This is a genomic window from Furfurilactobacillus rossiae DSM 15814, from assembly GCF_000428925.1.
Classification (GTDB): domain Bacteria; phylum Bacillota; class Bacilli; order Lactobacillales; family Lactobacillaceae; genus Furfurilactobacillus; species Furfurilactobacillus rossiae.
Genome location: NZ_AUAW01000014.1, coordinates 14,179 through 41,150 on the forward strand (window position 1 = coordinate 14,179; position 26,972 = coordinate 41,150).

21 protein-coding genes are annotated in these 26,972 nt (G+C 43.9%); 18 read left to right on the forward strand and 3 right to left on the reverse strand.

Annotated elements, in window-relative coordinates; translation table 11 throughout:
- Positions 1-185 precede the first annotated feature (185 nt).
- The 9 genes from G400_RS0109290 to G400_RS0109335 all read left to right on the forward strand — a co-directional run bounded on the left by G400_RS0109290 (position 186) and on the right by G400_RS0109335 (position 9,815).
- Positions 186-1,826 carry a peptide ABC transporter substrate-binding protein gene (locus G400_RS0109290; RefSeq protein ID WP_017260955.1) on the forward strand — a complete coding sequence of 547 codons (1,641 nt, stop codon included), beginning with the start codon at positions 186-188 and terminating at the stop codon, positions 1,824-1,826.
- A gap of 177 nt (positions 1,827-2,003) precedes the next feature.
- Positions 2,004-2,933, forward strand: coding sequence for an oligopeptide ABC transporter permease (opp3b, locus tag G400_RS0109295; protein ID WP_017260956.1), 930 nt, complete (start codon positions 2,004-2,006; stop codon positions 2,931-2,933).
- Positions 2,933-3,955: an ABC transporter permease gene (locus G400_RS0109300; protein WP_017260957.1), complete on the forward strand. Its 1,023-nt coding sequence runs from the start codon at positions 2,933-2,935 to the stop codon at positions 3,953-3,955. Before opp3b ends, G400_RS0109300 begins: the two co-directional genes overlap by 1 nt.
- 12 nt (positions 3,956-3,967) lie before the next feature.
- Positions 3,968-5,089, forward strand: coding sequence for an ABC transporter ATP-binding protein (locus G400_RS0109305; RefSeq protein ID WP_042655269.1), 1,122 nt, complete (start codon positions 3,968-3,970; stop codon positions 5,087-5,089).
- A 15-nt stretch (positions 5,090-5,104) separates the two neighbouring features.
- The gene (locus tag G400_RS0109310; RefSeq protein ID WP_017260959.1) at positions 5,105-6,064 is read left to right on the forward strand and encodes an ABC transporter ATP-binding protein; all 960 of its coding nucleotides are present in this window, start codon (positions 5,105-5,107) and stop codon (positions 6,062-6,064) included.
- A gap of 847 nt (positions 6,065-6,911) precedes the next feature.
- Positions 6,912-7,907 carry an alpha/beta fold hydrolase gene (locus tag G400_RS14945; RefSeq protein ID WP_017260961.1) on the forward strand — a complete coding sequence of 332 codons (996 nt, stop codon included), beginning with the start codon at positions 6,912-6,914 and terminating at the stop codon, positions 7,905-7,907.
- Between the two features lie 675 nt (positions 7,908-8,582).
- Positions 8,583-8,897, forward strand: coding sequence for a hypothetical protein (locus G400_RS0109325; protein ID WP_017260962.1), 315 nt, complete (start codon positions 8,583-8,585; stop codon positions 8,895-8,897).
- A 133-nt stretch (positions 8,898-9,030) separates the two neighbouring features.
- Positions 9,031-9,465, forward strand: coding sequence for a MarR family winged helix-turn-helix transcriptional regulator (locus tag G400_RS14950; protein WP_017260963.1), 435 nt, complete (start codon positions 9,031-9,033; stop codon positions 9,463-9,465).
- 38 nt (positions 9,466-9,503) lie between these two features.
- Positions 9,504-9,815 (forward strand): DUF2316 family protein, encoded by a 312-nt coding sequence (locus G400_RS0109335; RefSeq protein WP_017260964.1) that lies wholly within the window; start codon positions 9,504-9,506, stop codon positions 9,813-9,815.
- Positions 9,816-9,967: 152 nt separating this feature from the next.
- Here the strand turns inward: G400_RS0109335 and G400_RS0109340 are convergent, their stop codons facing one another.
- Positions 9,968-10,798 carry an alpha/beta fold hydrolase gene (locus tag G400_RS0109340; RefSeq protein WP_017260965.1) on the reverse strand — a complete coding sequence of 277 codons (831 nt, stop codon included), beginning with the start codon at positions 10,796-10,798 and terminating at the stop codon, positions 9,968-9,970.
- Positions 10,799-10,961: 163 nt separating this feature from the next.
- Between G400_RS0109340 and G400_RS16320 the strand changes: the two genes are divergently transcribed.
- The 3 genes from G400_RS16320 to pepF (G400_RS0109350) all read left to right on the forward strand — a co-directional run bounded on the left by G400_RS16320 (position 10,962) and on the right by pepF (G400_RS0109350) (position 14,708).
- The gene (locus G400_RS16320) at positions 10,962-11,111 is read left to right on the forward strand and encodes a hypothetical protein (RefSeq protein WP_017260966.1); all 150 of its coding nucleotides are present in this window, start codon (positions 10,962-10,964) and stop codon (positions 11,109-11,111) included.
- Between the two features lie 56 nt (positions 11,112-11,167).
- On the forward strand, positions 11,168-12,769 hold the full coding sequence (gene pepF, locus G400_RS14955; RefSeq protein WP_225351488.1) for an oligoendopeptidase F: 1,602 nt from the start codon (positions 11,168-11,170) through the stop codon (positions 12,767-12,769).
- Between the two features lie 130 nt (positions 12,770-12,899).
- The gene (gene pepF / locus G400_RS0109350; protein WP_017260968.1) at positions 12,900-14,708 is read left to right on the forward strand and encodes an oligoendopeptidase F; all 1,809 of its coding nucleotides are present in this window, start codon (positions 12,900-12,902) and stop codon (positions 14,706-14,708) included.
- A 79-nt stretch (positions 14,709-14,787) separates the two neighbouring features.
- Here the strand turns inward: pepF (G400_RS0109350) and G400_RS0109355 are convergent, their stop codons facing one another.
- A complete protein-coding gene (locus G400_RS0109355; RefSeq protein ID WP_017260969.1) occupies positions 14,788-15,444 on the reverse strand; it encodes a histidine phosphatase family protein in 657 nt (218 codons plus the stop codon).
- 62 nt (positions 15,445-15,506) lie between these two features.
- On the reverse strand, positions 15,507-16,154 hold the full coding sequence (locus G400_RS0109360; protein WP_017260970.1) for a VTT domain-containing protein: 648 nt from the start codon (positions 16,152-16,154) through the stop codon (positions 15,507-15,509).
- A gap of 775 nt (positions 16,155-16,929) precedes the next feature.
- Between G400_RS0109360 and helD the strand changes: the two genes are divergently transcribed.
- The 6 genes from helD (at position 16,930) to tkt (ending at position 26,929) form a co-directional block, all read left to right on the forward strand.
- On the forward strand, positions 16,930-19,221 hold the full coding sequence (gene helD, locus G400_RS0109365; RefSeq protein WP_017260971.1) for an RNA polymerase recycling motor HelD: 2,292 nt from the start codon (positions 16,930-16,932) through the stop codon (positions 19,219-19,221).
- 124 nt (positions 19,222-19,345) lie between these two features.
- Entirely contained in the window at positions 19,346-20,272 is a 927-nt protein-coding gene (gene coaA / locus G400_RS0109370; protein ID WP_017260972.1) for a type I pantothenate kinase, read from the forward strand.
- 474 nt (positions 20,273-20,746) lie between these two features.
- Positions 20,747-21,955: an MFS transporter gene (locus G400_RS0109375; protein WP_017260973.1), complete on the forward strand. Its 1,209-nt coding sequence runs from the start codon at positions 20,747-20,749 to the stop codon at positions 21,953-21,955.
- Between the two features lie 287 nt (positions 21,956-22,242).
- Positions 22,243-22,875 carry an aggregation-promoting factor gene (gene apf / locus G400_RS0109380; protein WP_017260974.1) on the forward strand — a complete coding sequence of 211 codons (633 nt, stop codon included), beginning with the start codon at positions 22,243-22,245 and terminating at the stop codon, positions 22,873-22,875.
- Positions 22,876-23,124: 249 nt separating this feature from the next.
- The gene (locus G400_RS0109385; protein ID WP_017260975.1) at positions 23,125-24,435 is read left to right on the forward strand and encodes an APC family permease; all 1,311 of its coding nucleotides are present in this window, start codon (positions 23,125-23,127) and stop codon (positions 24,433-24,435) included.
- Positions 24,436-24,895: 460 nt separating this feature from the next.
- Entirely contained in the window at positions 24,896-26,929 is a 2,034-nt protein-coding gene (gene tkt / locus G400_RS14960; RefSeq protein WP_017260976.1) for a transketolase, read from the forward strand.
- The last annotated feature ends 43 nt before the right edge of the window (positions 26,930-26,972 follow it).

Here is a 26,972-nt window from a genome sequence, read left to right on the forward strand (position 1 = left end):
AACAAGGTAGGCTTTAAGCCGACCTTTTTTGTTTGCCCAAAAATTCTAAGCAATAAATGGGAAAAGCTGCGTTGACATTCATCGAATTCTCATTTATCATTTGACACATACTTTTCGAATAGATATTTTATTGCGGAAGGTCACAAATTGTTACCGGGGTAACAAAAAACAAAGGAGTTGGCGATATGAAGTTGCGAAGAGTATTAGCACTTGGTGCTGTCGCAGCCATTTCTGCCTTAACATTGGCAGCGTGTGGCAACAAAAGTGGTGCTTCTTCACACAAGGGTGTATTGAACCTGTCTACTACTGCTGAAATGCCAGGTTTGGATACATCAAAGGTTACGGATAACTCATCTTTGACAGCCTTGTCAAACACACAGGAAGGGATTTACCGAATTGGTAAAGACTCTAAGCCTGAAAATGCGTTGGCAACAAAGACGACTGAATCAAAAGATGGTTTACACTGGACCTTTAACTTGCGTAAGAACACAAAATGGTCAAATGGTGACAAGGTCACTGCCAAAGATTTCGTTTATTCATGGCGGCGCACAAACGATCCAAAGACAGCATCACAATACGCATACTTATTTGATGGTGTGAAGAACGCGGACGCTATTCAAAACAAGAAGGCTGATGTGAAGTCACTTGGTGTTAAGGCAGTCGGCGACTACAAGTTGGAAGTTACACTTGAAAAGCCAATTCCTTACTTCAAGTTATTGCTTGGTTTCCCAATCTTCTTCCCACAAGATCAGAAGGTTGTTGACAAGTACGGTTCTAAGTACGGGATGTCGGCCAACAAGCAAGTTTACAACGGACCTTTCAAGGTCGAAGGCTGGACTGGCACTAACACCAAGTGGAAGTGGGTTAAGAACAACAGTTACTGGGATAAGAGTGCTGTTAAGACGAACACCATCAACTTCCAAGTGGTTAAGGAAAACAATACCGCGCTTAACTTATATAACTCCGGTAAGATTGACCGAACTCAGTTACAGGGTTCACAAGTGGCCAACTACAAGAACAATAAAGACTATACGTACTTCCAAGGTTCAACTTCTGCATATTTGGAATTGAACGAAGAAAAGGTACCTGCATTCAAGAACCAAAAGATTCGTCAAGCATTATCCTTAGCACTTGATCGCACGCAATTGGTTAACAATGTTCTGGAAGATGGTTCAAAAGCCGCAACTGGTTTAATTCCAACGAAGTTAACAAAGAACCCTAAGACAGGTGCTGACTTTGCTAATGATTCTAAGGTTGCTGACACAACTGATCACAACTTAGCTAAGGCTAAGCAGTTGTTGAAGGAAGGGGAGAAGGAAGCTGGTATTTCTAGCTTGAACTTCACCTTGCTTGCTGACGATACGTCAGGTACTAAGCAAAACTCAGAATTCTTACAATCACAATTTGAAAAGTTGCCTGGGGTTAAGGTTTCTCTTCAAAACGTACCATTCAAGAACCGTCTAACCAAGTCTTCTAACGGGGACTTTGATGCCGTTATCACACTTTGGGGTGCTGATTACAACGATCCGTACACGTACTCATCATTGTTCACGTCAGATAACTCACAAAATAATGGTAAATGGAAGAATTCCGAATACGACACTCTGATCAAGAATTCAGCTAATAAAGACGCCAATGACAAGCAAAAACGTTATGACGACTTAGTTAACGCTGAAAAGATCCTGACGAAGGATGTTGGGATTGTGCCATTGTACTGGGGCACTGCTTCTGGTTCCGGTCCTATGCTTCAAAAGAGTTACGTTAAGGGTGTAATTTACAACTCAGCTGGTGTTAACTTCAACTACAAGAACGTTGAAGTTAAGTAGTCACGTTAATGTAACGGATTAAATTTAGAGGGAAACGTGAGGAAAAACCATTTCATTCTGGTTTATCCCCACGTTTTGCTTTAAGATGAACATTAATGATTTTCAGTGAATTCTCATTATTCAACGAAAATCTCGCACTTATTACTTGTCTGGTTTAGATTGTGAGGAAGTAAGTTTATGGCAAAATACCTGCTCAAACGACTGTTTTACCTCATTCTAACGTTGTTCCTGATTGCGACCATCACGTTCTTTATGATGAAGCTGTTACCAGGGACACCGTTAAGCAACGAGTCAAAACTCTCGCATTCACAGATTCAAATGATTTACCACACGTATGGGTTGGATAAGCCTGTGTGGCAGCAATACCTAATTTACCTGGCCGGCATGGTCCGTGGTAACTTCGGTTTGTCATTCCAGTTTGATAACCAACCGGTATCATACCTTTTGGCAACCCGGATGCCTGCATCATTCCAGCTTGGGATTCAAGCGATGATCGTTGGGGTGCTTTTAGGTATCATCGTTGGTGGGATTGCGGCAATTCGACGGAACACTTGGGTCGACGGCACGATGACGATTATTTCTATCTTAATGATCTCGATTCCAAGTTTCGTGCTTGCCATCTTGTTACAGTACTACATTGGTTTGAAAGCTGGTGCCTTTCCGGTTGCCGGCTGGGGGAACTTCTCGTATACCATTCTCCCGACCATCGCGCTGGCGGGTTCTCCGTTTGCAACGACAGCGCGGTTTATTCGAACCGAAATGGTTGACGTCATGAGTTCTGATTACATTGAATTAGCGAAGGCCAAGGGGCTGACTAGTACTGGCGTGGTTTATCACCATGCTTTGCGGAACTCCTTGATTCCACTGATTACATTGATCGGACCACTGACGGTTAACTTGATGACCGGTTCACTGGTTGTTGAAAATATCTTCGCCGTTCCTGGGATTGGGGAACAATTCGTTAAGTCAATTACGACTAACGACTACCCAACGATCATGGGGATTACGATGATGTACTCAGTACTGCTCGTGGTTGTCTTATTGATTACCGATATCGTTTACGGAATTGTTGACCCACGGATCCGTCTGCAAGGAGGTCAAAGCTAATGGCTGAAAACGCGAATGTTTCAAACGATGCCTTCGAACCACTTGGCAAAGAAGAACATCTTGATAATGAAAAAATTGCTGCGCCTTCGCTGACCTTCACACAGGATGCATGGCGTCGATTAAAGAAAAACAAAATTGCGTTCATTTCGATGTGGATTTTATTGGCCATTCTGGTGCTTTCACTGGCCGGTCCACTGATTTCACCACACCAACCAAACAACGCACAACCCGCCTACACGAACTTGCCACCAAAAATTCCGGGTGTTCACATTCCTGGACTGGATGGAACGAAGGCTGTGGACGGTGGCCGTGTTGATGCTTATCAACAGCAACACGTTCCGTCAGGTAAGTACTGGATTTTAGGGACTGATTACTTAGGCCGTGACCTCTTATCACGGATTATTGCAGGTACCCGGGTGTCACTAGCCGTTGCCTTGATTGCGACGCTGCTAGATTTGACCGTCGGGGTCGGGTATGGCCTGATCTCGGGATGGCGTGGAGGCAGAACGGATATGATCATGCAACGGATCATTGAAATTTTGTCCTCCGTTCCTAACCTGGTTTACATGATTTTACTGTTAGTTGTGATGCGTGGTTCGCTTCTGTCTATTTCATTAGCGATTGCCATCTCCAGTTGGACGACGATGGCCCGTTTAATTCGTGCCGAGGCGCTGACGTTGAAGAGCCAAGAATATATCTTGGCCGCACGGACGTTGGGTGAAAGCTCATGGAAGATCGCTTGGAAACACTTGATTCCAAACATGAGCTCAGTGATCATCATTCAAACGATGTTTACGATTCCAAGTGCCATCTTCTTCGAAGCCTTCCTATCATATATCGGGATTGGGATTCAGCCACCAACTGCTTCACTGGGGACCTTGATCTCAGATGGACAAAAGAACTTCCAGTTCTTGCCATTCCAGATGTGGTACCCAGCCGTTGTCCTGATGGTTATTATGATTTGTTTCAACCTGTTTGCCGATGGCTTGCGGGATGCCTTTGACCCACGTTCAAGAGAGTAGGTGACGTTAATCGTGGAAAATAATGACACAGAAAACTTAATTGAAGTCAAAAACCTGAAGATTAACTTTGATACCTATGCGGGCAAGGTTAAGGCGATTCGCGATGTTTCATTCCATTTAAAAAAGGGTGAAACGTTGGCCATCGTTGGTGAATCAGGTTCTGGTAAGTCTGTTACAACGCGTTCGTTAATGGGACTTAATGCTGACAACGCCGAAATTGCTGGCGGTCAGATTATGTTTCACGGCGAGGACGTGTTGAAAAAGTCCGAAAAAGAAATGCAACAGATTCGTGGTAAAGATATCGCGATGATCTTCCAGGACCCAATGACTTCGTTGGACCCAACGATGAAGATTGGCCGTCAGATTGCTGAACCGCTGATTATTCATAACCATGTTTCAAAAAAGCAGGCCATGGCGCAAGCTTTGGAAATGTTAAAGTTGGTCGGCATTACGGATGCTGAACACCGTATCAATGACTATCCGCACCAATTTTCAGGTGGGATGCGTCAACGGATCGTGATTGCGATTGCGTTGATTTGTTACCCAGAGGTGTTGATTGCCGATGAACCAACCACCGCGTTGGATGTGACCATTCAAGCTCAAATTCTGAAGTTAATGAAAGAATTACAAGAAAAGATCGAAACTTCAATTATCTTTATCACGCATGACCTTGGTGTGGTTGCCGGTATGGCTGACCGAATTGCGGTTATGTATGCTGGTAAGATTGTTGAATACGGAACTGTGGATGAAATCTTCTACAATCCACAACATCCATATACATGGGGGTTACTGAACTCCATGCCAACCTTGGATACTCAAAGCGGTGAATTGTCTGCTATTCCAGGGACACCGCCAGACTTGTTGGATCCACCAAAGGGTGACGCGTTTGCGGCCCGTAACCCTTATGCATTGAAGATCGATGCTGAGCAGGAACCACCGTTCTTTAAGGTTTCAGACACTCACTATGCAGCGACGTGGTTATTAGATCCCCGTGCTGAAAAAGTGACACCACCTGAGGCAATTGCCAAACGGCAGGCGCAATGGGCTAAGATGCACACGGATGATGGCGAACTGGTTCGTCCAGCGACACCATTGAACACGGCTGATAACTTAGACGACTCAGATCGCGAATAGAGAAAGGAGACGCACATGGATTACACAGATCGTAAAAAGATTCTGGAAGTTAAAAACTTGAAACAGTATTTCAATGTTGGCAAAAACGACGAAGTTCGCGCTGTCGACAACGTCTCCTTCGACATTTACGAAGGTGAGACGTTTGGCTTAGTTGGTGAGTCTGGTTCTGGTAAAACGACAACAGGGCGCGCTATCATTCATTTATACGAACCAACTGTCGGTGAAGTCTTATTCAACGGTAAGGATGTTGCGAAAATCAAGGGTCGTAAAGATCAGTTGGAATTCCGTAAAGAAATGCAGATGATCTTCCAGGATCCTTATGCTTCCCTGAATCCTCGGATGAAGGTTAAGGATATTGTTGCTGAAGGCATCGACATTCATCACCTAGCGAAGAATGATCAAGAACGAACAGATATGGTTGAAAACTTACTGGAAACAGTTGGTTTGAACAAAGACCATTCGAGTCGGTATCCGCATGAATTTTCAGGTGGTCAGCGTCAACGAATCGGGATTGCCCGTGCGTTAGCTGTTGATCCGAAGTTCATCATTGCCGATGAACCCATCTCAGCATTGGACGTGTCAATTCAGGCGCAAGTTGTTAACTTGATGAAGGAATTGCAAATCAAGAACAATTTAACGTACTTGTTCATTGCCCACGATTTATCGATGGTGAAGTATATTTCTGACCGGATTGGTGTTATGCACTATGGTCGGATGTTGGAAATTGGACCTGCTGACGAAGTTTATACAAAACCGTTGCATGACTATACAACGAGTTTGTTATCAGCTGTGCCAGTTCCTGATCCAGAAGTTGAGCGAGCACGGAAGCAGATTCCGTACGAGCCAACGATGGAAGGCGACGATAAACCACGGACAATGGTTGAAATCGCACCACACCACTTTGTTCGTGCAGCTGAAGATGAAGTTGCGATGTATCAAGAACGGGCCGAAAAGGCTGGTCTTGATGTGCTCTAAGGCGTCAATCTAAAAAGTGTCATTACCTTGGTTTCACAGCCTAGGTAATGACACTTTTTTGTTTAGCAAACATGGTCTGTCGCCTGCGGTTGTCAAAATTGAATACCGCCGCGGGACCGGTTCGAGCCTTCTGAAACCCGAAGTCTTTCACCTCGCCGTCAAGTCTCGTGAAAATCCGAGTCTTTACGCCCGTCCTGTGTCGTAAATCCGGCACAAACCGCCAGATCAACGACACCTTCACGGCTTACATTCAATTTTGACGACCTCCGGCTTATACAGTTCAAACACTTAGCCATATAGGTGTGTGGGACGAGCTTTGAAACCTGTACTTTGGGTTCAAAGTCGAGTTGAAGACTGCGTTTTTCAGCAGGCTGAAACGTTCCTCAGGGAGCGACGTTGCCGTTCGGCGTAACGGAGACACACAACTAGACTAATGAATCATTGTTATTGAAAGTAAATGAGCACCTTCAATCTTAAATAAGTTAAGCCAAACGCGTCAATGCTTGGTGTTATGTTACGAAAATGATGCGTTTTTTTGTGTGATAGAGCTTGTGAAAATAAAGAAACGTCCACTCTGCTAGCCATAACAGGTGGACGCTTCAACGGGGTATTTGATTCAGGAGTTGTACTGTTTGAGTACTATTAGGGGTGATAGGCAACTTGTTGTTGTCTATGTTTAATAGAATAACGGCAGGACCTTAACGCTACCTCAAAATTTAGTAACAAATTTATTAATGACTAAATTAAAGCCGATATGACGTTTTGGGGGCAAAATCTGCATTTTCGTTGTAAGATTGTAAAAGAGTGATGCCGCAGTTTGGTAATGACACGATGGAGGTTACACGTGATGAAAATGAAACATATTCTAGCAACGGCAGGCTTAGTGGGTGCTGCAGCTGTAACTGTGCAGGCTAAGTATGTTGAAAAACGGAGCGTTAGTAGCAAGGTGTTGGAAAACATCTTGCGATTACAGCCTAAACGAATGTTCAGTCCATACAAACATATGGAAAACCTTGTAACCTATGACTATTATTTGCATAAAAATGAACAGCCATGGTCGATGGACGCGCGATTGTCACGTCAATATGACGTTCAGGTTCCAACCAGTTACGATAATACCTATGAGTTACACGGCAAATACGGCGATCAACGGTACACGGTAATTTACCTGCATGGTGGTTGTTTCTGGAATCAGCCGCTGGGGATGCAGGTCCGTTTGGCACGCAAACTGGCGGACACGATTTCTGCAACGGTGTTAATGCCGATTTATCCGCTAGCACCGGCGCATGATTTTAAAGACGTGTTGAACATGTTGGAAAAGGTTTACCGTCAAGTGCTTGAGACGACGGCGCCCGATAAAATCATTTTACTTGGGAATTCTGCTGGCGGTGGTCTCGCGCTAACATTGGCCGAATATTTAAAGACGGTTGATTTGCCACAGCCGAAGGATATCATCGCCTTATCGCCGGTGCTAGATGTCGGGTTAACAAACGAAGAAATCGGTCACTATGAGGCAGCGGATCCAATCTTGGATCGCTATTCACTGCAAGTGATGATGGGGCACTATTACGCCAGAAATACGGATACCACAGATTGGCGTGTCAGTCCTTTGTATGGCGACATCAGTAATCTTGGTCACATCGCATTATTCGTTGGGACCCGAGAAATTCTGTATCCAGATGCTGTTAAGTTCCGTGATAAGGCGAAGGCAGCCGGCATTCACTTGAATTTCTTTGAGTATCCTTATATGGTTCACGATTTCTTCGGGCTCCCAATTCCTGAAACTGAGCAGGCCTTTGACCAGATTATTCGCATAATCGAAAAGCCTGTTGAAGTTGGATAAACTGGTTTGAGTTCGCTTAGATTTTTTCTCGAGTAAATGGGTAGTTTCCGCATACGGTTGTCAACAGTGACACGCTCGCCGTGGGACCGGTTCAAGCCTCTTAAGACCAGAGTCTTTCACCTCGCCGCAAAGCCTCGTGGAAATCCGAGTCTTTGCGATCGTCCGTAACCTAAATTCGGATAAACCACCGAATTAACGTTACTTTCACGACTCGGTATCACTGTTGTCGCCCTCCAGCGAATATTAGGAGTGGTTGGCGACATTGCATTTAATTTGGTGAATTTCGAAGAGACCTGATTGCCGTCGCTACCGGAGAATTTTACATTAGAGAGTGGAGTGGAGTGGAATTGAAACAGAGTTCCGTGTCGGCAACACTTGGCGGCGGGAACTTTGCCGCTTAGTGTTGCAAGACGATTTATGAGATGTGGTTTTCAGCTCATAATCGAGGGTGAAAACCGTGGTTCGTGCGGGTTGAACCCGGTCCCATAGAACGGCGTTTCAATTACGCGTAACGGTAGTGAGGCTCTGAAAAGCTGGCATTCGACTTTCATGATAGTTGGTGGACAATTGAGCTTGAATTCATAACTTATTTTTAATAAGTTAACCCGTTGACATCAGCGCAAGTTAGCTTTATGATGTTTGTCACATTCTAGTTGATAAGTGAGGTGCAAACAGATGAATGATGTAATTTCTTACTTGGCGCAACACATTGATAATGATGAGTTGCTGGGCAAAATGGTACGTGACCTTGTGACGTTTGAACCATCTCGTCGCGATGGTGATGTTAAGCAATTAACATCGAGCATTAATAATGTTGCACGTCGCTTTGTGCAAGGGAGCGAAGAAGCTCCCACAGAAGACTTAACGCATGTCCACCGCGATCCTAAGCTGGCAGCGTTAGAATCCGCTTTGTCACAAGCAGGTCAACGTAAATCCGTTGGTGGGCAGCCGTTGCTCAGTGCACCACGCTATACAACTGACCAGAGTTAATCGAAAATGTTAATTTATTGAGAACCGAAAGCCATCAGTGCTTTCGGTTTTTTTATTCTAATTATTTTGAATAAAACAGTTGCAATTACAACTTAACGTGATAAGATATTCTTGTTCGACAAGGGGTGAGAATATGAAGCTAGACGAACACGAAACATTGGCAGGCATGATACACAGATTGGCCGCATGGCAAACGGCAACGATGAATCGCCAGTTACGTTCGCTGGGACTCAATACCGATCAGGCCAACGTGATTCGATATATTGGTGCTCACCCAGGCGTTAATCAGCAAACGGTTGCTAGATTATTAAGCCGCAATGTAGCGAGTTTGACTAACCTGTTGAAAAGCTTGGAAACGAAGAAATTAATTGAGCGTCGCTATGAAGATGGAGACGTGAGAACAAAACATTTGTTATTAACCGCTAACGGGCAGCAAATTAACGAGCGTGTTCAACAGTGCTTTGATAAGTTGGATGAGCAGGTGAACCAAGTGTTGCCTGCAGAGGTACAAGCGGCAACCAGTGAGGCGATCGAGACACTGGTTAAACAATTGGTTGATCATGCATGAGCGGTTTGCAAACAGCGTTGTTTTAGGAGACTTTGAAAATGACATTAAATCCACAAGAAAAAATTAATACAGAGCAAGAATTACAAAAGAACTTTCAGTTGGCAGGGCTCACTGTTGCACAGGCGACAGAGGAACTGAACATCAGCACGACAAAGTTGAGTCATATTATGCATTTGACGCAGCGGTCTTTCGAAGATGCTTGGATTATGCGTAATTATCTGATTGTTAAGGTAAAAGCCGCGGGCAAGCAACCAGTGGCATTTACTTCATTGCGAGGCGACTGGCATGACTATTGGTTTTTGAATGCGCAGATTATTGACTCAGGCGTCATGTCGGCGGGTAACAAGTAGGTTAGCACATTAATGCCGCAATTCGTGGCGCTTATGCAGATCTCTATTGAATCTGCAAGTTAAACGGAAATATTGATGATGATTTAGAATAAAATGGGCTCCTAACAGTAGATTTACTAACTGTTAGAAGCCCATTTTGTTACATAGTCAGATTATTCAGCATGAGGCGTGAAGGCGTCGTTGTTAATTGAGGTCAAAAAGTGTCGCCAGTAGTCCTTAAAAAGTTTTGGCTGGTCTTGTGACAGGTTGTGGCCGGCACGGTCCACAATACCCAAGGTCAGTCGGCTAAAGTTGTTAAGCAGTGGCAATTGATCCTGAAAGCCGACAATGTTGTCCTGACGACCCAGTAAAAGGGTGACGGGTTGCTTGAACGGTGTTTGCATTAGGCTGGATTCAAACGAAAATTGGTAGTGCTTGCGTAATAAATGAATGAAGTCGCGGTTGGCTTGCTGTAATCCAGGTAAAATTTGCAATTGATAGGCACTCCAAGCGTCCGCGTTTAGGTTAACGTTCATATCCTTAAATGCAGCAAATGCATCTTGATTATATTTCACCGGGAAATCCGTTTGGACGGCAACGTAATGATGGGCCACGTGGCGATCTGGTGCATCTGCAATGGTTACAGGACAGGTGAGAAAAGCGCCGAGGATGTGGGTGGGCCAATCATGGATCAACCCCAAGGCGAGATATCCGCCGTAAGAGTGACCAACAACATAAAACGGTTGATCACCGATGATTTGATTAACGAAAGTTTCTAATAATGCCAATATGGCATCACTGCTGGCGACACCAATGTTGGCCGAGGATTCGCCCATGCCAGGTAATTCGACGTAGATTTGTTGAATATTAGCCGCCGCCAGCACAGGCATGAGCGGAATTTGCATACTATCAATATTTTGCGCCAATCCGTGAATAATCAGCATCGGTGTGCCGGAACCATTCACTTCATAATGAATCGTGGTGTCATTAATGACCGTTTTCATGGAGAACTCCTAATTTATTGACTTATTTCATTAATAACACAATCATTTGAATCAAACGATTACCATTTGATAACAATCGTTAAATCACAAAACAAATAATAAAACGGTTAAAGAAAAATGTGAAAAGCTGTTATACTAATAACCATATTAGGAGGATCTATATATGGCAAAGAAGTTAGCAACCCGAGCGGAAGTCCCGGATGAATTGAAATGGAATTTGAAGGATTTATATCCAAGTGATGACGCATTTGAAAAAGCTGTTACAGCGTATAAGCAGCAATTAGCCGAGTTTAGCAAACATGAAGGGCAGTAACGGAGAGTGCACAAACGCTTTATGAAACAGCCAGTGAAGCGGTAAGCTTATCTGGTGTGCTAATGCGAATTTACTTTTATGCTAACGCCCGTAATGATAGTGACACGACGGATCCGGTTGGTACCAAACTAGCTGGTCAGGCGCAGTCGCTTTACGCGCAAACGCAAACGGCCCGCAGCTTTTTAACGACTGAAATCACGGCGCTGTCCAAAGAAAAGTTTGACCAGTATCTAAAAGATGAACCTCGTTTAAAGGACTATCGGCGTTATCTGGAGTTGAACTTTTTACGCAATCAGGGATATGTGCTGCCATTAGCTGAAGAAAAATTGTTAGCGCAAAGTAGCAAGGTGTTTGAGGGTGCTGAAAACATCTTCTCCATGTTAAATGATGGCGATATGAAGTATGGCGACATTGAGGATGAAAACGGCGAAACGGTTGAATTAACAGATGCTAAAATCAGTGAATTTATGCAGTCAACCAACCGCGATTTACGCAAACGGACAAGTCACTTGATTAAAAAGGCCTACGATGGGCTTCAACATACGTTTGCCACAACCCTGTCGACTCATATGGAAGGGACGGTCCTTAAGAACCGTGCCCATCATTTTGCGACAGCGCGAGAAGGGGAATTGTTCGATAATGAAATCCCAGAAAGCGTCTATGACACGTTGGTAGCGACCGTGTATGATCATTTGCAGGGCGAACATGATTACATGCAGTTACGTCAAGATGTGCTGGGCTTAAAGCCAATGTACAATTACGATCGTTCTGCGCCTTTACTGGGCGACCCCAAATTGAAATTTACGTTTGACGAGTCTAAGGCCATCGTACTGGATGCATTGAAGGTGCTTGGTGATGATTATTTGGATGGTTTGAGGGCTGAATTTTCCGGTAGCTGGATCGATGCAGCCGAAAATGTTGGCAAACGTTCCGGCGGTTATGAGAGCGAAGTTTACGATGTTCACCCGTATATCTTGCTGAACTGGTCGGACAATTATTATGGCCTAACCACGTTGGCTCATGAGTCTGGACATGCGATGCAATCTTACTTTACTGATGCAACACAGTCCCTTCAGGATGCAGACTATCCAATCTTCACGGCGGAAATTGCTTCGACAACCAACGAAAACTTGCTGATGGACTACATGTTAGATAAGTATGCAGATAACAAGGAAGTTAAGGCGTACTTATTACAACAATCCATCCAAACATTTATCGGTACGGTTAATTTGCAAACTTTATTTGCAGAATTTGAGCATCAAGCCTATGAAAAAGTTGAAAGTGACGAAGCGTTAACCTCCGATTATTTGAGTACGATGTATGCTAAATTAGGCGAACAATACAACGGTCCGGCTGTTACCTTTGAAGATGAGAAGAATACAGGCTGGGCCGGCGTGCCACATTTCTATTACAACTACTACGTTTACCAATATGCGACATCGATGGCCATCTCCACGACCATTGCGGACCGAATTTACCGCAAGATGCCTGGTGCGTTGGACCAATACAAGACATTCCTCAAAGCTGGTGGCTCACAAGCACCAATTGAGCTGATCAAGCAAGCGGGGGTGGACGTCACCTCTCGACAGTACCTGGACGATGCGTTTGCCGTGTTGGACAAACGGATTGCGGAATTAAAAGAAGTGCTTGGTAAGTAACCTTATTGTTAATCGAAATGCCTGTTCAGTAATTTTGAACTGGTATTTTTTTCACTTATGAAAAAAATCACCAACACCTTTTGCCTAGCTGATAGGATACAAACATACAAGGCAAAGGGGATACATAAAGATGACAGAAAAATTAGCAACACGGGCTGAAGTGCCTGATGAACTGAAATGGAATTTGAAAGATTTATATCCGAGTGACGAGGCGTTTGAACAGGCTGCAGCCGCCTTCAAGGAAAAGTTAAAGAGTTTTGGGAAACATGAAGGGCATGTGACGGATTCGGCTTCTAATTTATATGAGACATTTAAAGAACTCACATTATTAATTAACGATGCACTGCGTCTGGAAGTCTATGGTCAGTCTCGAAATGACAGTGACACAACAAACCCTGATGGAACCAGGTTGTTTGCCGAGGCACAATCGACTTTGATTACACTAGAATCTAGTGTAAGTTTTATGGATAGCGAAGTTTCTCAATTATCTGATTCAAGATTTGCGGCATTTATGTGTGAAGAGCCGGGGCTTAAGAACTTCCAACGAGACATAGAGGTCAATTATTTAAGAAGTCGAGGTCACATATTACCAGCTGAACAAGAAAAAATACTGGCTCAAACTGGTGATATGTTTGCTAATGGTGAGAATGTTTTTTCAGTTTTGACTGATGCAGATATGACACTTGGCGAAATTAAAACTAATACTGGTAAAAAAGTCGAATTAAGTTGGGCCACTAAATCAATTTATAGCGAATCCTCAGACAGGTATTTGAGGAAACAGGCAGACGAGAATATTAGGCAGGCATATAAAAAGTTGCAACACACACTTGCCGCTACGTTAACCGCGCATATGAAAGGAACCGTCATTAACAATCGTCTTCATCATTTTGAGACCGCTCGAGAAGGGGAGCTATTTAGAAATGAAATTCCAGAAAGCGTCTACGAGACGCTGGTATCTGCTGTTCATGATCATTTAGAGGGTGAACATCAATATCTGCGATTGCGGAAGGATTGTTTGGGATTGAAGCCAATGTACGAATACGATAATCAAGTACCTTTGGCAGGTAATCCTAAAATAAAATTTACTTACAGTGATTCCAAGAAGATTGTTTTGGAAGCCTTAGCAGTTTTAGGCGATGATTATCTCGATGGACTAAAAAAAGAATTTAATGAAGGATGGATCGATGCAGCAGAGAACGTCGGAAAACGAGCAGGTGGGTATCAAGTAGACGTTTATGGTGTGCATCCGTATATCTTATTAAACTGGTCAGATAATTATGAAGGATTAACGACGCTTGCACATGAATCAGGTCATGCGATGCAATCTTATTTCTCTGACAAGAATCAACCATCGCAATATACCCATTATCTGATTTTTACAGCTGAAATCGCTTCTACAACGAATGAAAACTTATTGCTCTCCTTTATGTTAGATAAATACGCTGACAATAAGGACATGAAAATTTATTTATTGCAGAAATCCATTCATAATTTTATTGATTCTGTTAATAAGCAGACTTTATATGCTGAGTTTGAACATGATTGTTATCAAACGATTGAGTCAGGTCACCCGCTTATTGCTGAAGAGCTGAGCAAAGATTATGCCAGCTTGCGTGCACAGTATTCTGGACCGGCAGAATCTGCAACAAGTAGTGAAGATATTCATTGGGCATGGGTGCCTCATTTCTATTACAACTACTATGTTTACCAGTACGCGACTTCAATGGCGATTTCGACAATACTCGCCGATCGCATCTATCGCAAAGTTCCCGGTGCATTAGAACAATATAAGGCTTTTCTTAAGGCCGGCAGTTCGCAAGCACCAATTGATTTGATTAAACAGGTGGGCGTGGATGTAACATCAGGTCAGTACCTGGACGATGCGTTTGCCGTGTTGGACAAACGGATTGCGGAATTAAAGGAATTATTAGGCAAATGATTGTATATTAGCCGTATCGAAAAAGCACGATCAACGAAATTTTTGGGAATTTCGTTGATCGTGCTTTTTAACATTAAAGTTATTCAATATTATCTAATCGGTCGGTATACAGTACTTTCACACTATTATCGTCTACAACCAGTTTGGTAACACTGCCATTTCGTGGGCCAGGGAAGGCACCAATTGTGTCAGAGTAATGATCCATGATGTGGCGCAGATATGTGCCATGGGTGACTAGCAAAATGTTATCGCCGTCCTTGGCGTTATCCCGTAACAACTGCATTCCGGCTTGGATTCGTTCCCACAATTGCGCATACGTTTCGGCGTCGTGATACTGATCCGCATTGGCAACTAAGTCTGTTGTTTCTTGCAGGCCAAACTTTTCGACCAACTCATTATAGGTGTTACCACCTTTAGGAGAGCCAATCTGATGCCACATTAACATGTCGTCATAACCTTCCCAATAGCCGAAGAATTCTTCGCGGAATTCTTTGCGGGCGACTGGTTCGGTGAGGGTACTAGGGTTTTCGGCAAGAATCAACCGGCCTGTAGTTTGCGCCCGAGCAAGATCACTAGAGTATGCAGCGTCAAACTTAACATGGCGCAGTAACTGACCGGCATGTTTGCCGTCAGTCTGGCCTTTTTCAGTAAGCGGTGCGTCTGACCAGCCTTGCATCCGGTGATACAAGTTTAAATAAGTTTGACCATGACGAACCATGTAAACGTTAAATGACATGAGAACCTCCACAATTTATGATGGTTCTATCATAGCATATCAACGTTTGAGATGAGACCACGTTATGGCTCATAAAAATGATTACTGTGACGGCGGAGGTAGCGCGTCGCACCAACGATGAATCCTGGCAAGATACCAATCACTGCCACACCGAGGAAAATGAGGGCAAAGTGTGACTTTACGAATGGCAAACGGCCAAAGTAATAACCTAAAACGCTACCGACCGTGACCCACAGTGCGACACCAATCACATTGAGGACGGCAAAACGACGTTCACTCATTTTTGTCGTGCCCGCCAAGAGGGGGACAAAAGTCCGAATCAGTGGCACAAACCGACCAAAGATCACAGCTCGGCCACCATAACGTTTGAAAAATGCCTCGCCACGTTTTAGACCACCATGAAGACGTCGATTAATAAACTTAAAGTGCATTAACCACATGCCGATTCGAAAGTTCAGAGTGTCACCGAGAACGGCGGCAAAGAAGAAGATGGGAACCAGAACTTTGATGTCCAAACTGGATTGGGTGGCCGCCGCAATAGCACTCGTCACAAAAATCAATGATTCACCCGGCAACCACGGAAAAACGACCAAGCCAGTTTCAGCAAAAATCAACAGAAACAAGGTCACGTAGCTCCAGTTGCCCATCCACGAGAACAAGGGCAGAATATAATCCTGTAAATGGCTCAAGATGTGAATCAACTGATCCATAGGCGACCTCCCATTTTTACCTACAGTGTAAGCAACTGAACGATGAATAGCGAAACTAATCACTCAGCTTTGAGAAAACTTATGAGTTAGGTCTGTTTACTTCACTTACGGTTGTCAACATTGACACGCTCGCCGTGGGACCGGTTCAAGCCCGCAGTTCACGGTCTTTCACCTCGCCGCCAAGCCTCCTGAAAATCGGAGTCTTTGCGCCCGTCCGTGGTGTAAATTCGGTTAAACCATCCCGAATTTACACCACTTTCACGGCTCGGTATCACTGTTGACGCCCTTCAGCTGACAGAGTGGCAAGTTTCAAACGTCTAACTGAATACACAGCAGTTCACCCAAAGTTTCATACATCTGACTGAGTGCATGTCAGTTTACACAAAGTTTTAATGGCTACTTTAGTTACTGCAGGAGTGGAGCTGATTGGAAACAGAGTTCCGTGTCGGTAACACTTAGCGGCGGGGTGGGCCGTTTAGTGTTACAGGATGACTTATGAGACGCGTTTTTCGGCTCATAATCAAAGGTGAAAATCGCGGTTTGTGCGAGTTTGAACCTGGTCCCAGGGAACGGCGTTTCAAATCAGCGTAACGGCAGTAAGCGAATTTGTACTCAGATGTAATACAGGTTTGCTAGAAATTAGACGTTTTATGACTCGAATGGTGAGTAGAATTTGTCACCAACTGTGAAAATGCGCTATAATATTTAGTACAATTTTTGAGTTTATTGATGAGAATGGTCGCATAATAACGGCCAAAAAACGGGGGCAAACCAGTTGACGGAAACAGTAAAGCAGCAAGAGCAAAAACATTTAGATGCTGTCGTTAAAAAAGTCAAACAGGCTGAAGTTGTGGCCAAACAGGATATTCAAACTGCCTCGCGTGATACAAAGGAAATTGAGCGGGCGTTTGGTGAAGTTCACCTCAATACTGGTAGTTACGAGGGGATGACCGACACTGCCATGTCGTTGCGTGCACAGCAACAAATGCTTGATGAACGGCAAAACAGCTGGCAACACGCTACTCAACGACTTGATGTGTTACAAAAATTGGAACGCACCCCATATTTTGCCCGTATTGATTTTCAGGAAGATGGAACCCGCGGTCCTGAGACAATTTATATCGGGTTGGGTTCGTTTGCCGACTCGCCAGATCATTTCTTGGTTTATGACTGGCGGGCACCAATTTCTTCTATCTATTATGACGGTGGACTTGGCGACATTACGTATCAAACGCCGGATGGGCCGCAAACCGTTGATGTTAAGTTAAAACGTCAATTCCAAATCAAAGATGGTGTTATCCTCACTGTCTTTGATACAGATGAAGTAGTCGGCGATCAAATGCTTATGGAAGCGTTGGGCAATTCATCCAACACTAAAATGAAGAGCATTGTCACCACCATTCAGAAGGAACAAAACCAAATTATTCGGGATACTCAATCTGACTTGTTATTTGTTCAGGGCGCCGCTGGGTCCGGTAAAACGGCTGCTGTCTTACAACGAGTGGCATGGCTATTGTATCGATACCGCGGTAATTTAACGTCTGGACAAGTGGTCTTGTTCTCACCAAACCAACTTTTTAACGACTATATTAATCAGGTGTTGCCTGAATTGGGCGAACAAAACATGGTGCAGATGACTTATCTGCAATACACTAACCGGCGTTTGCCAAAGATTCAGGTTGAAACATTGCAACAACGTTTTGACGCAACCACTGATACTAAATTTAAGACGGTCAATGCGTTGAAAGGCAGTTTGGCATACTTTGACGTGATTACGCGCTATGCCAACCACCTTGAGCAGGCTGACATGCGGTTCCGGGACATTAAGTTTCAGGATCAAGTATTTATTAGTAAGGAAAAGATTGCCGAAATTTACTATTCATTTAATGAAAACTATCATTTAGGTAATCGCTTATCTGCAACGCGGGAAGAGTTGATTAAGATGTTGAACCGGCGCATCAGTTCTTCTTTGCACGATAAGTGGGTTGAAGAAACCGTTCAAAACTTAACTAAAGAGCAGGTTGACACGATGTTTGGCGATCAGCCGCGTGAGTTTGACAGTCAAGATAAGGAGTATCGTTTCCTGGCTCGTCAGATCGTGATGCAAGCCTACAAGCCAGTTCAGCTTGCCATCGTCCGTAGCCGTTACTTAAACATTAATGCTCAGTATGCTCATTTCTTACGGCATGTGCCTAATCTGATTGAGCTTAGCAAACACGATGTGACTACGGAGCAGTGGCAGGCCGGTGTTGACGCAACATTGAATGGTTATCGTGACCACCGCTTGTCATTGGCGGATACGTCAGCGTACCTTTACTTGTATGATTTAATGACGGGTAAAAAAGGTGAAAAGGAAATCCGTTTCGTCTTTATCGATGAAGTTCAAGATTATTCTGCCTTTCAATTGGCCTTTTTAAAGTTTAGTTTTCCTCGTGCACGGTTCACTTTGCTTGGTGACTTAAATCAGGCAATCTTTACGCAAGAAAATAGTCGGACGCTTCTGGGCGAACTGTCCACGATGTTTGATCCGGAAAAAACGCGGGTAGTTCAACTAACAAAATCGTATCGATCCACACAACAAATCACTGACTTTACGAAGGACCTTTTGGTTGATGGTGAACAAATTACGGCCTTTGATCGTAATGGCGACAAGCCAGCCGTATTAGTCGCCAGTGACAGAGAAGCCTTGTATCAACGTTTGGAACAACAACTAGCGGTCAATGATAAGGCAGATGAAACGACTGCTATCATCGGCAAAACACTGGCTGAGTGTGAGGCTGTGGCTGATCGCCTCAAAGCTGATGGTGTCCATGCCACATTAATTCGGACTGAAAATCAGCGATTAGTGCCAGGTACATTGATTATTCCGGCGTACTTGGCTAAGGGACTTGAATTCGATGCCATCATCGTTTGGGATGCTTCGAAAGCAGTTTATCACGATGAAAGTGAACGGCAGTTGTTGTACACGATTTGTTCACGTGCGATGCACCAGCTTACAATTTTGGCAAACGGTGAATTGACACCATTGATGGATCACGTGGATTCGAATTTATATGTGCGGGAATAGTTAATGAAAGTGCAATAGTAACGTTTTCGCTGAAATCTCGGAGTATTTGTGTTCAATTCCGGTATCAAAGATTGAGCTATGCTATACTTTAAGGGATTTTTCAAGAAAACACGGTGGATGAGTTATGGCAGACAAATTAGGCAACTATGATCGTTTTGAGCGTGACCGGTGGCGGGATTTATTTGATGCAGAGGCAGTTCCATTAACAGAAGCAGATTTAGATCAGATTCGGTCTCTTAATGACCGAATTTCATTAGCGGATGTAAAGGAAATTTACATGCCGTTGGTGCACTATATTCTCCTTAAATACCATGAATTTCAGTTGGCCAATAATGCGCGCAGTGACTTTTTGAAAGTGCCACGTCGACATGTGCCATTTTTGATTGGTATTGCAGGATCTGTGGCAGTGGGGAAGTCAACCACAGCACGTTTGTTAGCGTTGATGTTGAAACATTTGTATGCACAATTGAAGGTTCAGCAAATCACCACGGATGGTTTTTTATATCCCAATAATGTGCTGGAAGAAAAGGGCATTATTGACGATAAGGGCTTTCCAGACAGCTATGATATGCCGCGATTAATTCAATTTTTAAACGACGTGAAACAATCACGACCAAACGTCAAAGCACCACGGTATTCACATCAAGTGTATGATGTGATTCCTGATGAATACGATGAGATTGATCAACCAGATATCTTAATTGTTGAAGGAATCAATGTTCTGCAGTTACCCTCACAGGCAGAAATTTTCGTTAGTGATTTCTTTGACTTCTCGATTTACGTCGATGCTGAGCCCAAGTTAATTGAACACTGGTTCTTGGAACGGTTCAGCATCTTGCTGGATTCAGCGTTCAACGATAAGACGAATTATTATCATGAACTGGCCACGGGGTCCCGTGAAGATGCGTTTTTGTATGCGCGTCAGGTGTGGGATGCTGTGGACTTGCGTAATTTAAACGAATATATCTTACCTACTCGTAATCGCGCCAATGTTATCCTGCACAAGCGTCAGCATCACGCTATCGATGCCGTTTATTTGCGTCAGTACTAAGCATCTGAATCTAACGTTGCGCTTACGGTTGTCAACAGTGACACGCTCGTCGTGGGACCGGTTCAAGCCCGAAGTTCACGGTCTTTCACCTCGCCGCAGAGCCTCGTAAAAGCTGAGTCTCTGCGACCGTCCGTGCTGTAAATTCGATAGGACCACTCGAATTAACAGCACCTTCACGACTCGGTATCACTGTTGCCGCCCTCCAGCTGATATAGTGGACAAACTTTCGATGACATGAGAGGCTGAGACTGGTCCTCACGGATCGGCGTTTTTGGTCAGCGTAACGGTATATTCTATCTCATTACATCTTTAATCAAAATACGGTTAACATCCTAGTCGATAAGGACTGGGATGTTTTTCTTTACAAAAAGATTGGCAAAAACAAAATTTAGCATAGTTATTGAAATAATTATCTATTTATAGAAGCAATCTGTTATGATGGATTGACATTCTGTGAAACGGGGGAGAGAATCGATGGCACAAAACGCACCACTTAATCAAAAACATAAATTTAGTTGGCCACTTTTCTTAAGCCCGTTTATTTCACGGCTGGGCGACGCGCTTTATATTTTTGGCTTGAACTGGTTTATTGTGAAAGCAACTGGAACGGCGTCTATCTTAGGGGTCGTTCAGGGAATCGGTGGCCTCGTATTGGTTGCTGCCGATGTGCTGGCAGGACCACTTGTCGATAGCGTGAATCGTAAACGAGTCATGTTATGGTCAGATATTATTAGTTTTGTCGCTTGTTTGTTAATGGCTCTGATTGTAGATGTCAATCATCCAATCTTCTATCAGCTCGTGTTATTGACGGCCATTTTAGATATCGGATTAGGGTTCAACTTTCCTGCCGCGAAGGCAATGGTGCCGGAACTTATTCAGGATTCGGCGTTACAACGATTTAATGCCATTTCAAATACGTCACTTAGTTTGGCAGACATTTTTGCACCACTGCTTGGCGGCGCGCTACTCGCTGTTTCATGGATTAACTTTCGAGAATTTCTAATAATTAATGCTTTTTCATTCCTATTGTCGATTGCGTTGTTGTTGGGGATTCGGTACCGGTATCAGCCCAGTAAGAGTGGTCGGCTTTCGATTTGGACCAGCTTAAAAGATGGTTTTAAGTATGTTATGGGTAAGCCTGTGCTTGTTAAAATGGTTGTCATCGACAGTGTCGTGAACATTTTTTACGCAGCCTTCAATTTGTTGCTTCCATATGATGTGAAACATTACTTTGGTGGCAATGAGTATCTTTATAGTTATTTGATGGCTGTAATGGCCATTGGAGGGATGCTAGGCGGCCTGAGCTTGGTACGAGCTCGCAGCGCCCGCGCATTACCTCAGATTGAGCGCGACATTTATCTACTGGCCATCGTGATGCTGATTGCTGGTTTTTGGCGACCATATCCGGTGTTGCTGGCGATGACGGCATTGTATGGATTTTTGATCTCAAGAATTGGGGTAGGTTTGTTTACGCTAGTGCAAAATGTAACTGATGTGGCTTATTTGGGCCGTGTGTTTGGTATTTGGTTTATCTCTGTAGACTTCATGCATCCACTAGGAAACTTTATTTTTGGATTCGTTATTGACTGGCTGGGAGATGGAACCTTCGTTTTGATGGGGATTTTGCTTGCTCTCTGTCTAGGACTTACCGACCTCGTTTTTCGCAAACACACGGCTGTTTAGGCGCAAACTGTCCGTTTGATTGAGACGGCTGGATTGCAAATAAACGGTTTTATAGCTCAATAAGAAACATTCTTAAATATTACAATATATTTCAGATTTCGAGTTTTATGACAAAAACGCCTAAATTTGTAATGCTGACGGTATTTCTCTGTTATTTACACGCTGTATAGTAGTCATCGTTGAGTTGTTAATAAACAACACAAGCGAATCATCGCGTAAGATTTATCTATTAGCCAGCGTGAGTGAAAAAGAGCTCACCATACAAAATTAGGAGTGAAACTTACTATATGAAGATCAAACAATTAATGCTTTCTACTGTTAGTGCCGGTGCGTTACTTTCAATTGGTACTGTTGTTGCAAATGCCGACACCACTGTTACTGTTAAGAGCGGTGACACTGTTTCAAAATTAGCTACTGCTAACAACACTACTGTTGATGCAATTGTTAACGCTAACCACTTACAAAACGGTGGTAACTTAATCTTTGTTGACCAATCATTAGATATTCCTGGTGCTAACGGTACACAAAGTACTCAAGCAGCACAACCTGCACAACAGGCCGCTCCTGCACAGCAGACACAACAAGCTGCTCCAGTACAACAAGCAGCCCAACCTGCACAACAGCAAACTGTTCAGGCTCAGCCTGCGCAACAAGCTGCTCCTGTTCAACAACAAGCAGCTGCACCTGCCGCTTCTACTGGTGACTCATCAGCTCAAGCGTGGATTGCTGCCCGTGAATCAGGTGGTTCATATACTGCTCAAAACGGTCAATACTACGGTAAATACCAATTGAGTATGGACAAATTAGGTGGCGACTTATCACCACAACACCAGGAAGCTGTTGCAACACAATACGCAGTTTCACGTTACGGTTCATGGGCTGGCGCCCAAGCCGCTTGGCAGTCACAGGGTTGGTGGTAGACAACCCCGGCTGACGCCGAAAATTCTTTTTGATAATCAAACACCCACTTCATTGTGGGTTTTTTTTTGCCTAAAAATCCTAAATTCATCGTTGCTTTACAGTAGCTCGAAGGGCGTACATTAATTAGTGTTGTCGATAAAAAAAGTGGTGTTTATTAAAGTGGACAATACGGTACGTATTGAATGTACTATAATAAGCATTAATCTTTTTTACATATTTATTTGATTGACGTAAGGAGGTAGTGGTTAATGAAAGGTCGTTTTGGCTTTTTAAGTATTGTTTTATTCGGGATCAACGCCATTGTCGGATCAGGCATTTTTTTGTTGCCTAATACGGCGATGAAACTAATTGGGCCGGCTAGTCTGCTAGTGTTTGTCTTCGACATGTTTTTGGTTGTTAGTATTGCATTGTGTTTTGCCGAGGATGCCAGTTTATTCAAACAGAATGGTGGACCCTACGTCTATGCCAAGGCAGCGTTTGGTGATTTTGTTGGCTATGAAGTTGGCTTCATTATTTGGGTCATTAGTATTATTGCGTGGGCTACGATGGCTGCTGGGCTGGCGACTGCTCTGGGCGCGTTTTGGCCTGTATTGGCTAAGCCCGTTTGGCATGCCACGATTATTACGGTGTTGCTGGTCGGGTTAGGTGTGATTAACATTCTTGGTGTTAGTGTGACGAAATGGCTAAATAATGTGGTCACTGTCGCAAAAATTATTCCGCTGGTATTGTTTGTTGCCATTGGGTTATTCTTCCTTCATGCTGGCAATTTCACACCGTTTTTCCCACACGGCCATTATGTAGCAGGCTCATTCGGTCAGGCAGCAATCGTCATGTTTTACGCCTTTACAGGTTTTGAGGCCATTGTGATTGCCGCTGAGGATATGAAAAATCCCCAACACGATGTCCCGCGTGCAATTATCACGGTAATGGGGATAGTGGCTCTGTTGTACTTTCTCATTCAAACGGTGTCAATCGGAGTCTTAGGGACTAAGTTAGCAACAACGACGGCGCCGATGCAGGAGGCGTTAACTCAGATTATTGGGCCAGTCGGGAAGTACATTATCGGTGCGGGTACGATTATTTCTATCACAGGAATTTCCGTTGCCCAGTCCTTTACCGTTCCTCGTAGTGGGCAAGCAATGGCTGATAATGGGGTCATGCCAAAGATTGTCGGCCGCGTTAATCATCGCGGTGTGCCCTATGTAGCCGTGATTATTTCAGTTGCTTTAGCGTTGCCGCTTGCATTGACAGGAACATTCAGCACATTAGCTGCTATTTCTGTTGTGTCACGGTTTGCTCAGTATGTGCCAACAATCATTGCTGTCCTAGTGTTCAGGAGGACTCGACCAGATCAACCGCGTTCCTTTAAAGTACCGTTTGGTCCAGTGATTCCGGTGATTGCAATTTTAGTGTCGTGCTGGTTACTGGCACAGGCCAAACCAATTAACCTATTTTGGGGTCTTGGTGCGTTATTAGTCGCTGTTCCGTTTTATTTCTTGACGAAGAAGAATCGTCAAGAAATCGAAGCGCAGCAAAAAAATGAAAATCAGAAGCTATAGCGATTATCAGGTTACAGAGATACACTTGTATGCATTTACTTTAGGCACTAAAAGCATCCTTCAAATTGGGGGATGCTTTTTATTTTGTATGAAAGGAATTGTTCAAAAATAGGTCCAAAAATGAAAACAAAGGTATTGAAGCTGAAAGCTTTCGACCATATCAGCTATACCAATTTATATAAAAGGACTAATTTAAGCAACTTTATGAGCCTGAAAAGCAATAAAATAATTAAAAAATGCAAACGAATGTCAAAATCTAGACCAATCGTTTAAACTCTTATTATTTCTGGAATAATCAATTATTTTCAAGGAACTAATTAACCATATTTTAATCAAAATGCCATCTTTATCATCATTTTATTCTTGCCGTTTAAAATTGAAATCGGTATTGTGACAAACATAGACCAAAGAGAGAAAAACAGACGTGTCTATTAAACAGTTATGAAAAAGGATGATAAATATGTTTGATTCAATCGACCAATTAGCAGTAAATAGTGTGCGGACATTAAGCTTAGATGCAATCGATAAGGCACAATCTGGCCATCCTGGTTTGCCAATGGGCGCAGCTCCGATGGCATATGCACTGTGGACTCGAAATATGACGGTTAACCCTAAAGATTCACATTGGTTTAACCGTGATCGCTTTGTGCTATCAGCTGGTCATGGATCGGCGATGCTATACAGTCTGCTGCATTTGGGCGGTTACCAAGTTTCTATCACAGACCTTAAGCATTTTCGTCAAATGGGCAGCAAGACACCTGGACATCCAGAATATGGCTGGACCGATGGCGTTGAAGCCACAACTGGCCCACTAGGCCAAGGCTTAGGAATGTCTGTTGGGATGGCGATGGCAGAGCGACATTTAGGCGCAATGTATAACCGCCCCGGATTTAAAGTGGTTGATCATTATACATACACGCTCGTTGGCGACGGGGATCTCATGGAAGGTATTTCCCATGAAGCTGCTAGTTTAGCTGGTCGTTTAAGATTAGGTAAACTGATTGTACTCTATGATTCTAATGACGTGTCTTTGGATGGTCCACTGAGCAATGCGTTTGCTGAGAACATTCAGGAACGGTTTGAAAGCTATGGTTGGTCCTATCGGCGGGTTGACGACGGTAATGATTTGAACAGCATCGACAAAGCAATTAAAACCGCGCAGATGGATCAAACTAAGCCAACAATTATTGAGGTCAAAACGACGATTGGCTATGGTGCGCCAAAGCAAGGCACCCATGCAGTTCACGGCGCGCCATTAAGTGCGGCAGATTTGCGTGTTGCCAAGGAAAATTATCAATGGCCTTATGCACCGTTTTACGTTCCTGGCGAAGTGTATGATCGTTTTTACCGGACAATTCAACGCCGTGGCCATAAAGCAGAAGAAGACTGGAATCACATGATGGAAAGTTATGCGACTCAGTATCCTGAGCTTGCAGCTTACTTTGCAGATGATGTTCGTCAAATGAAGAGTGTGGACTTAAGTGACTTAACTGACCAGTATGAGCTTGGTGATGCCGAAGCAACCCGTTTGACTAGCGCTAAGGTTTTGCAAACATTGAGTAAACGGGAACACTCACTATGGGGCGGTTCAGCCGACCTCTTCTCTTCAAACAAAACGAACATTAAGGATAATGGGCGTTTTGACGTGGACAGCGCGGTTAACCGGAATTTGTGGTTTGGTGTCCGTGAGTTCGCTGAAGGCTGTGCGATGAACGGCATTGCCTTGCATGGTGGTTCACGTGTATACGGCAGCACGTTCATGGTCTTTTCAGATTATATGCGTGGTGCCATGCGGTTGGCTGCCTTACAGAAGCTACCCGTTACGTATGTGTTCACCCATGATTCTGTAGCAGTTGGCGAGGACGGCCCAACTCATGAACCGATTGAACAACTGGCCAGCATGAGGGCCATGCCAGGGCTATCTGTTATTCGTCCAGCTGATGCAAACGAAACGATTGCTGCTTGGCAACAAGCGATGGGAGCACATGATCATCCAACCGTGTTGATCATGACACGGCAAACTTTACCAGTTTTGACAGGCGCCAAAGCACATCCGGAAGGTGTAAGTCGGGGGGCTTACGTTATTTCCGCACAAAAAGGCCTCAAACCAGATGGTATTTTAATTGCCAGTGGTTCAGAAGTTCAACTAGCCTTAACTGCACAGCAGAAACTGTGGGAACGTGGTGAGGATGTTTCCGTGGTATCGATGCCAAGTATGGATTTGTTCGATGCTCAACCGCAAGACTATAAGGATGAAGTTTTGCCGCGTGACGTTCGCAATCGCGTGTCTATCGAGATGGGGAGCACGAGTGATTGGGGTAAATATGTCGGGTTAGATGGCAAGGTGATTGGTATCGATACCTTTGGTCTAAGCGGCAAGGGGAGTGAAGTTATCAAGCACTTTGGTTTCACACCTGAAACGGTCGTTGATACGTATGCCAGCTTAATTAATACACGGCTGCATACACTTAACGAGAATGTTTCCGCACGATAATATAGTTGGTTGTTCAAAGCTCATCCTGCTTTATGAATAACGA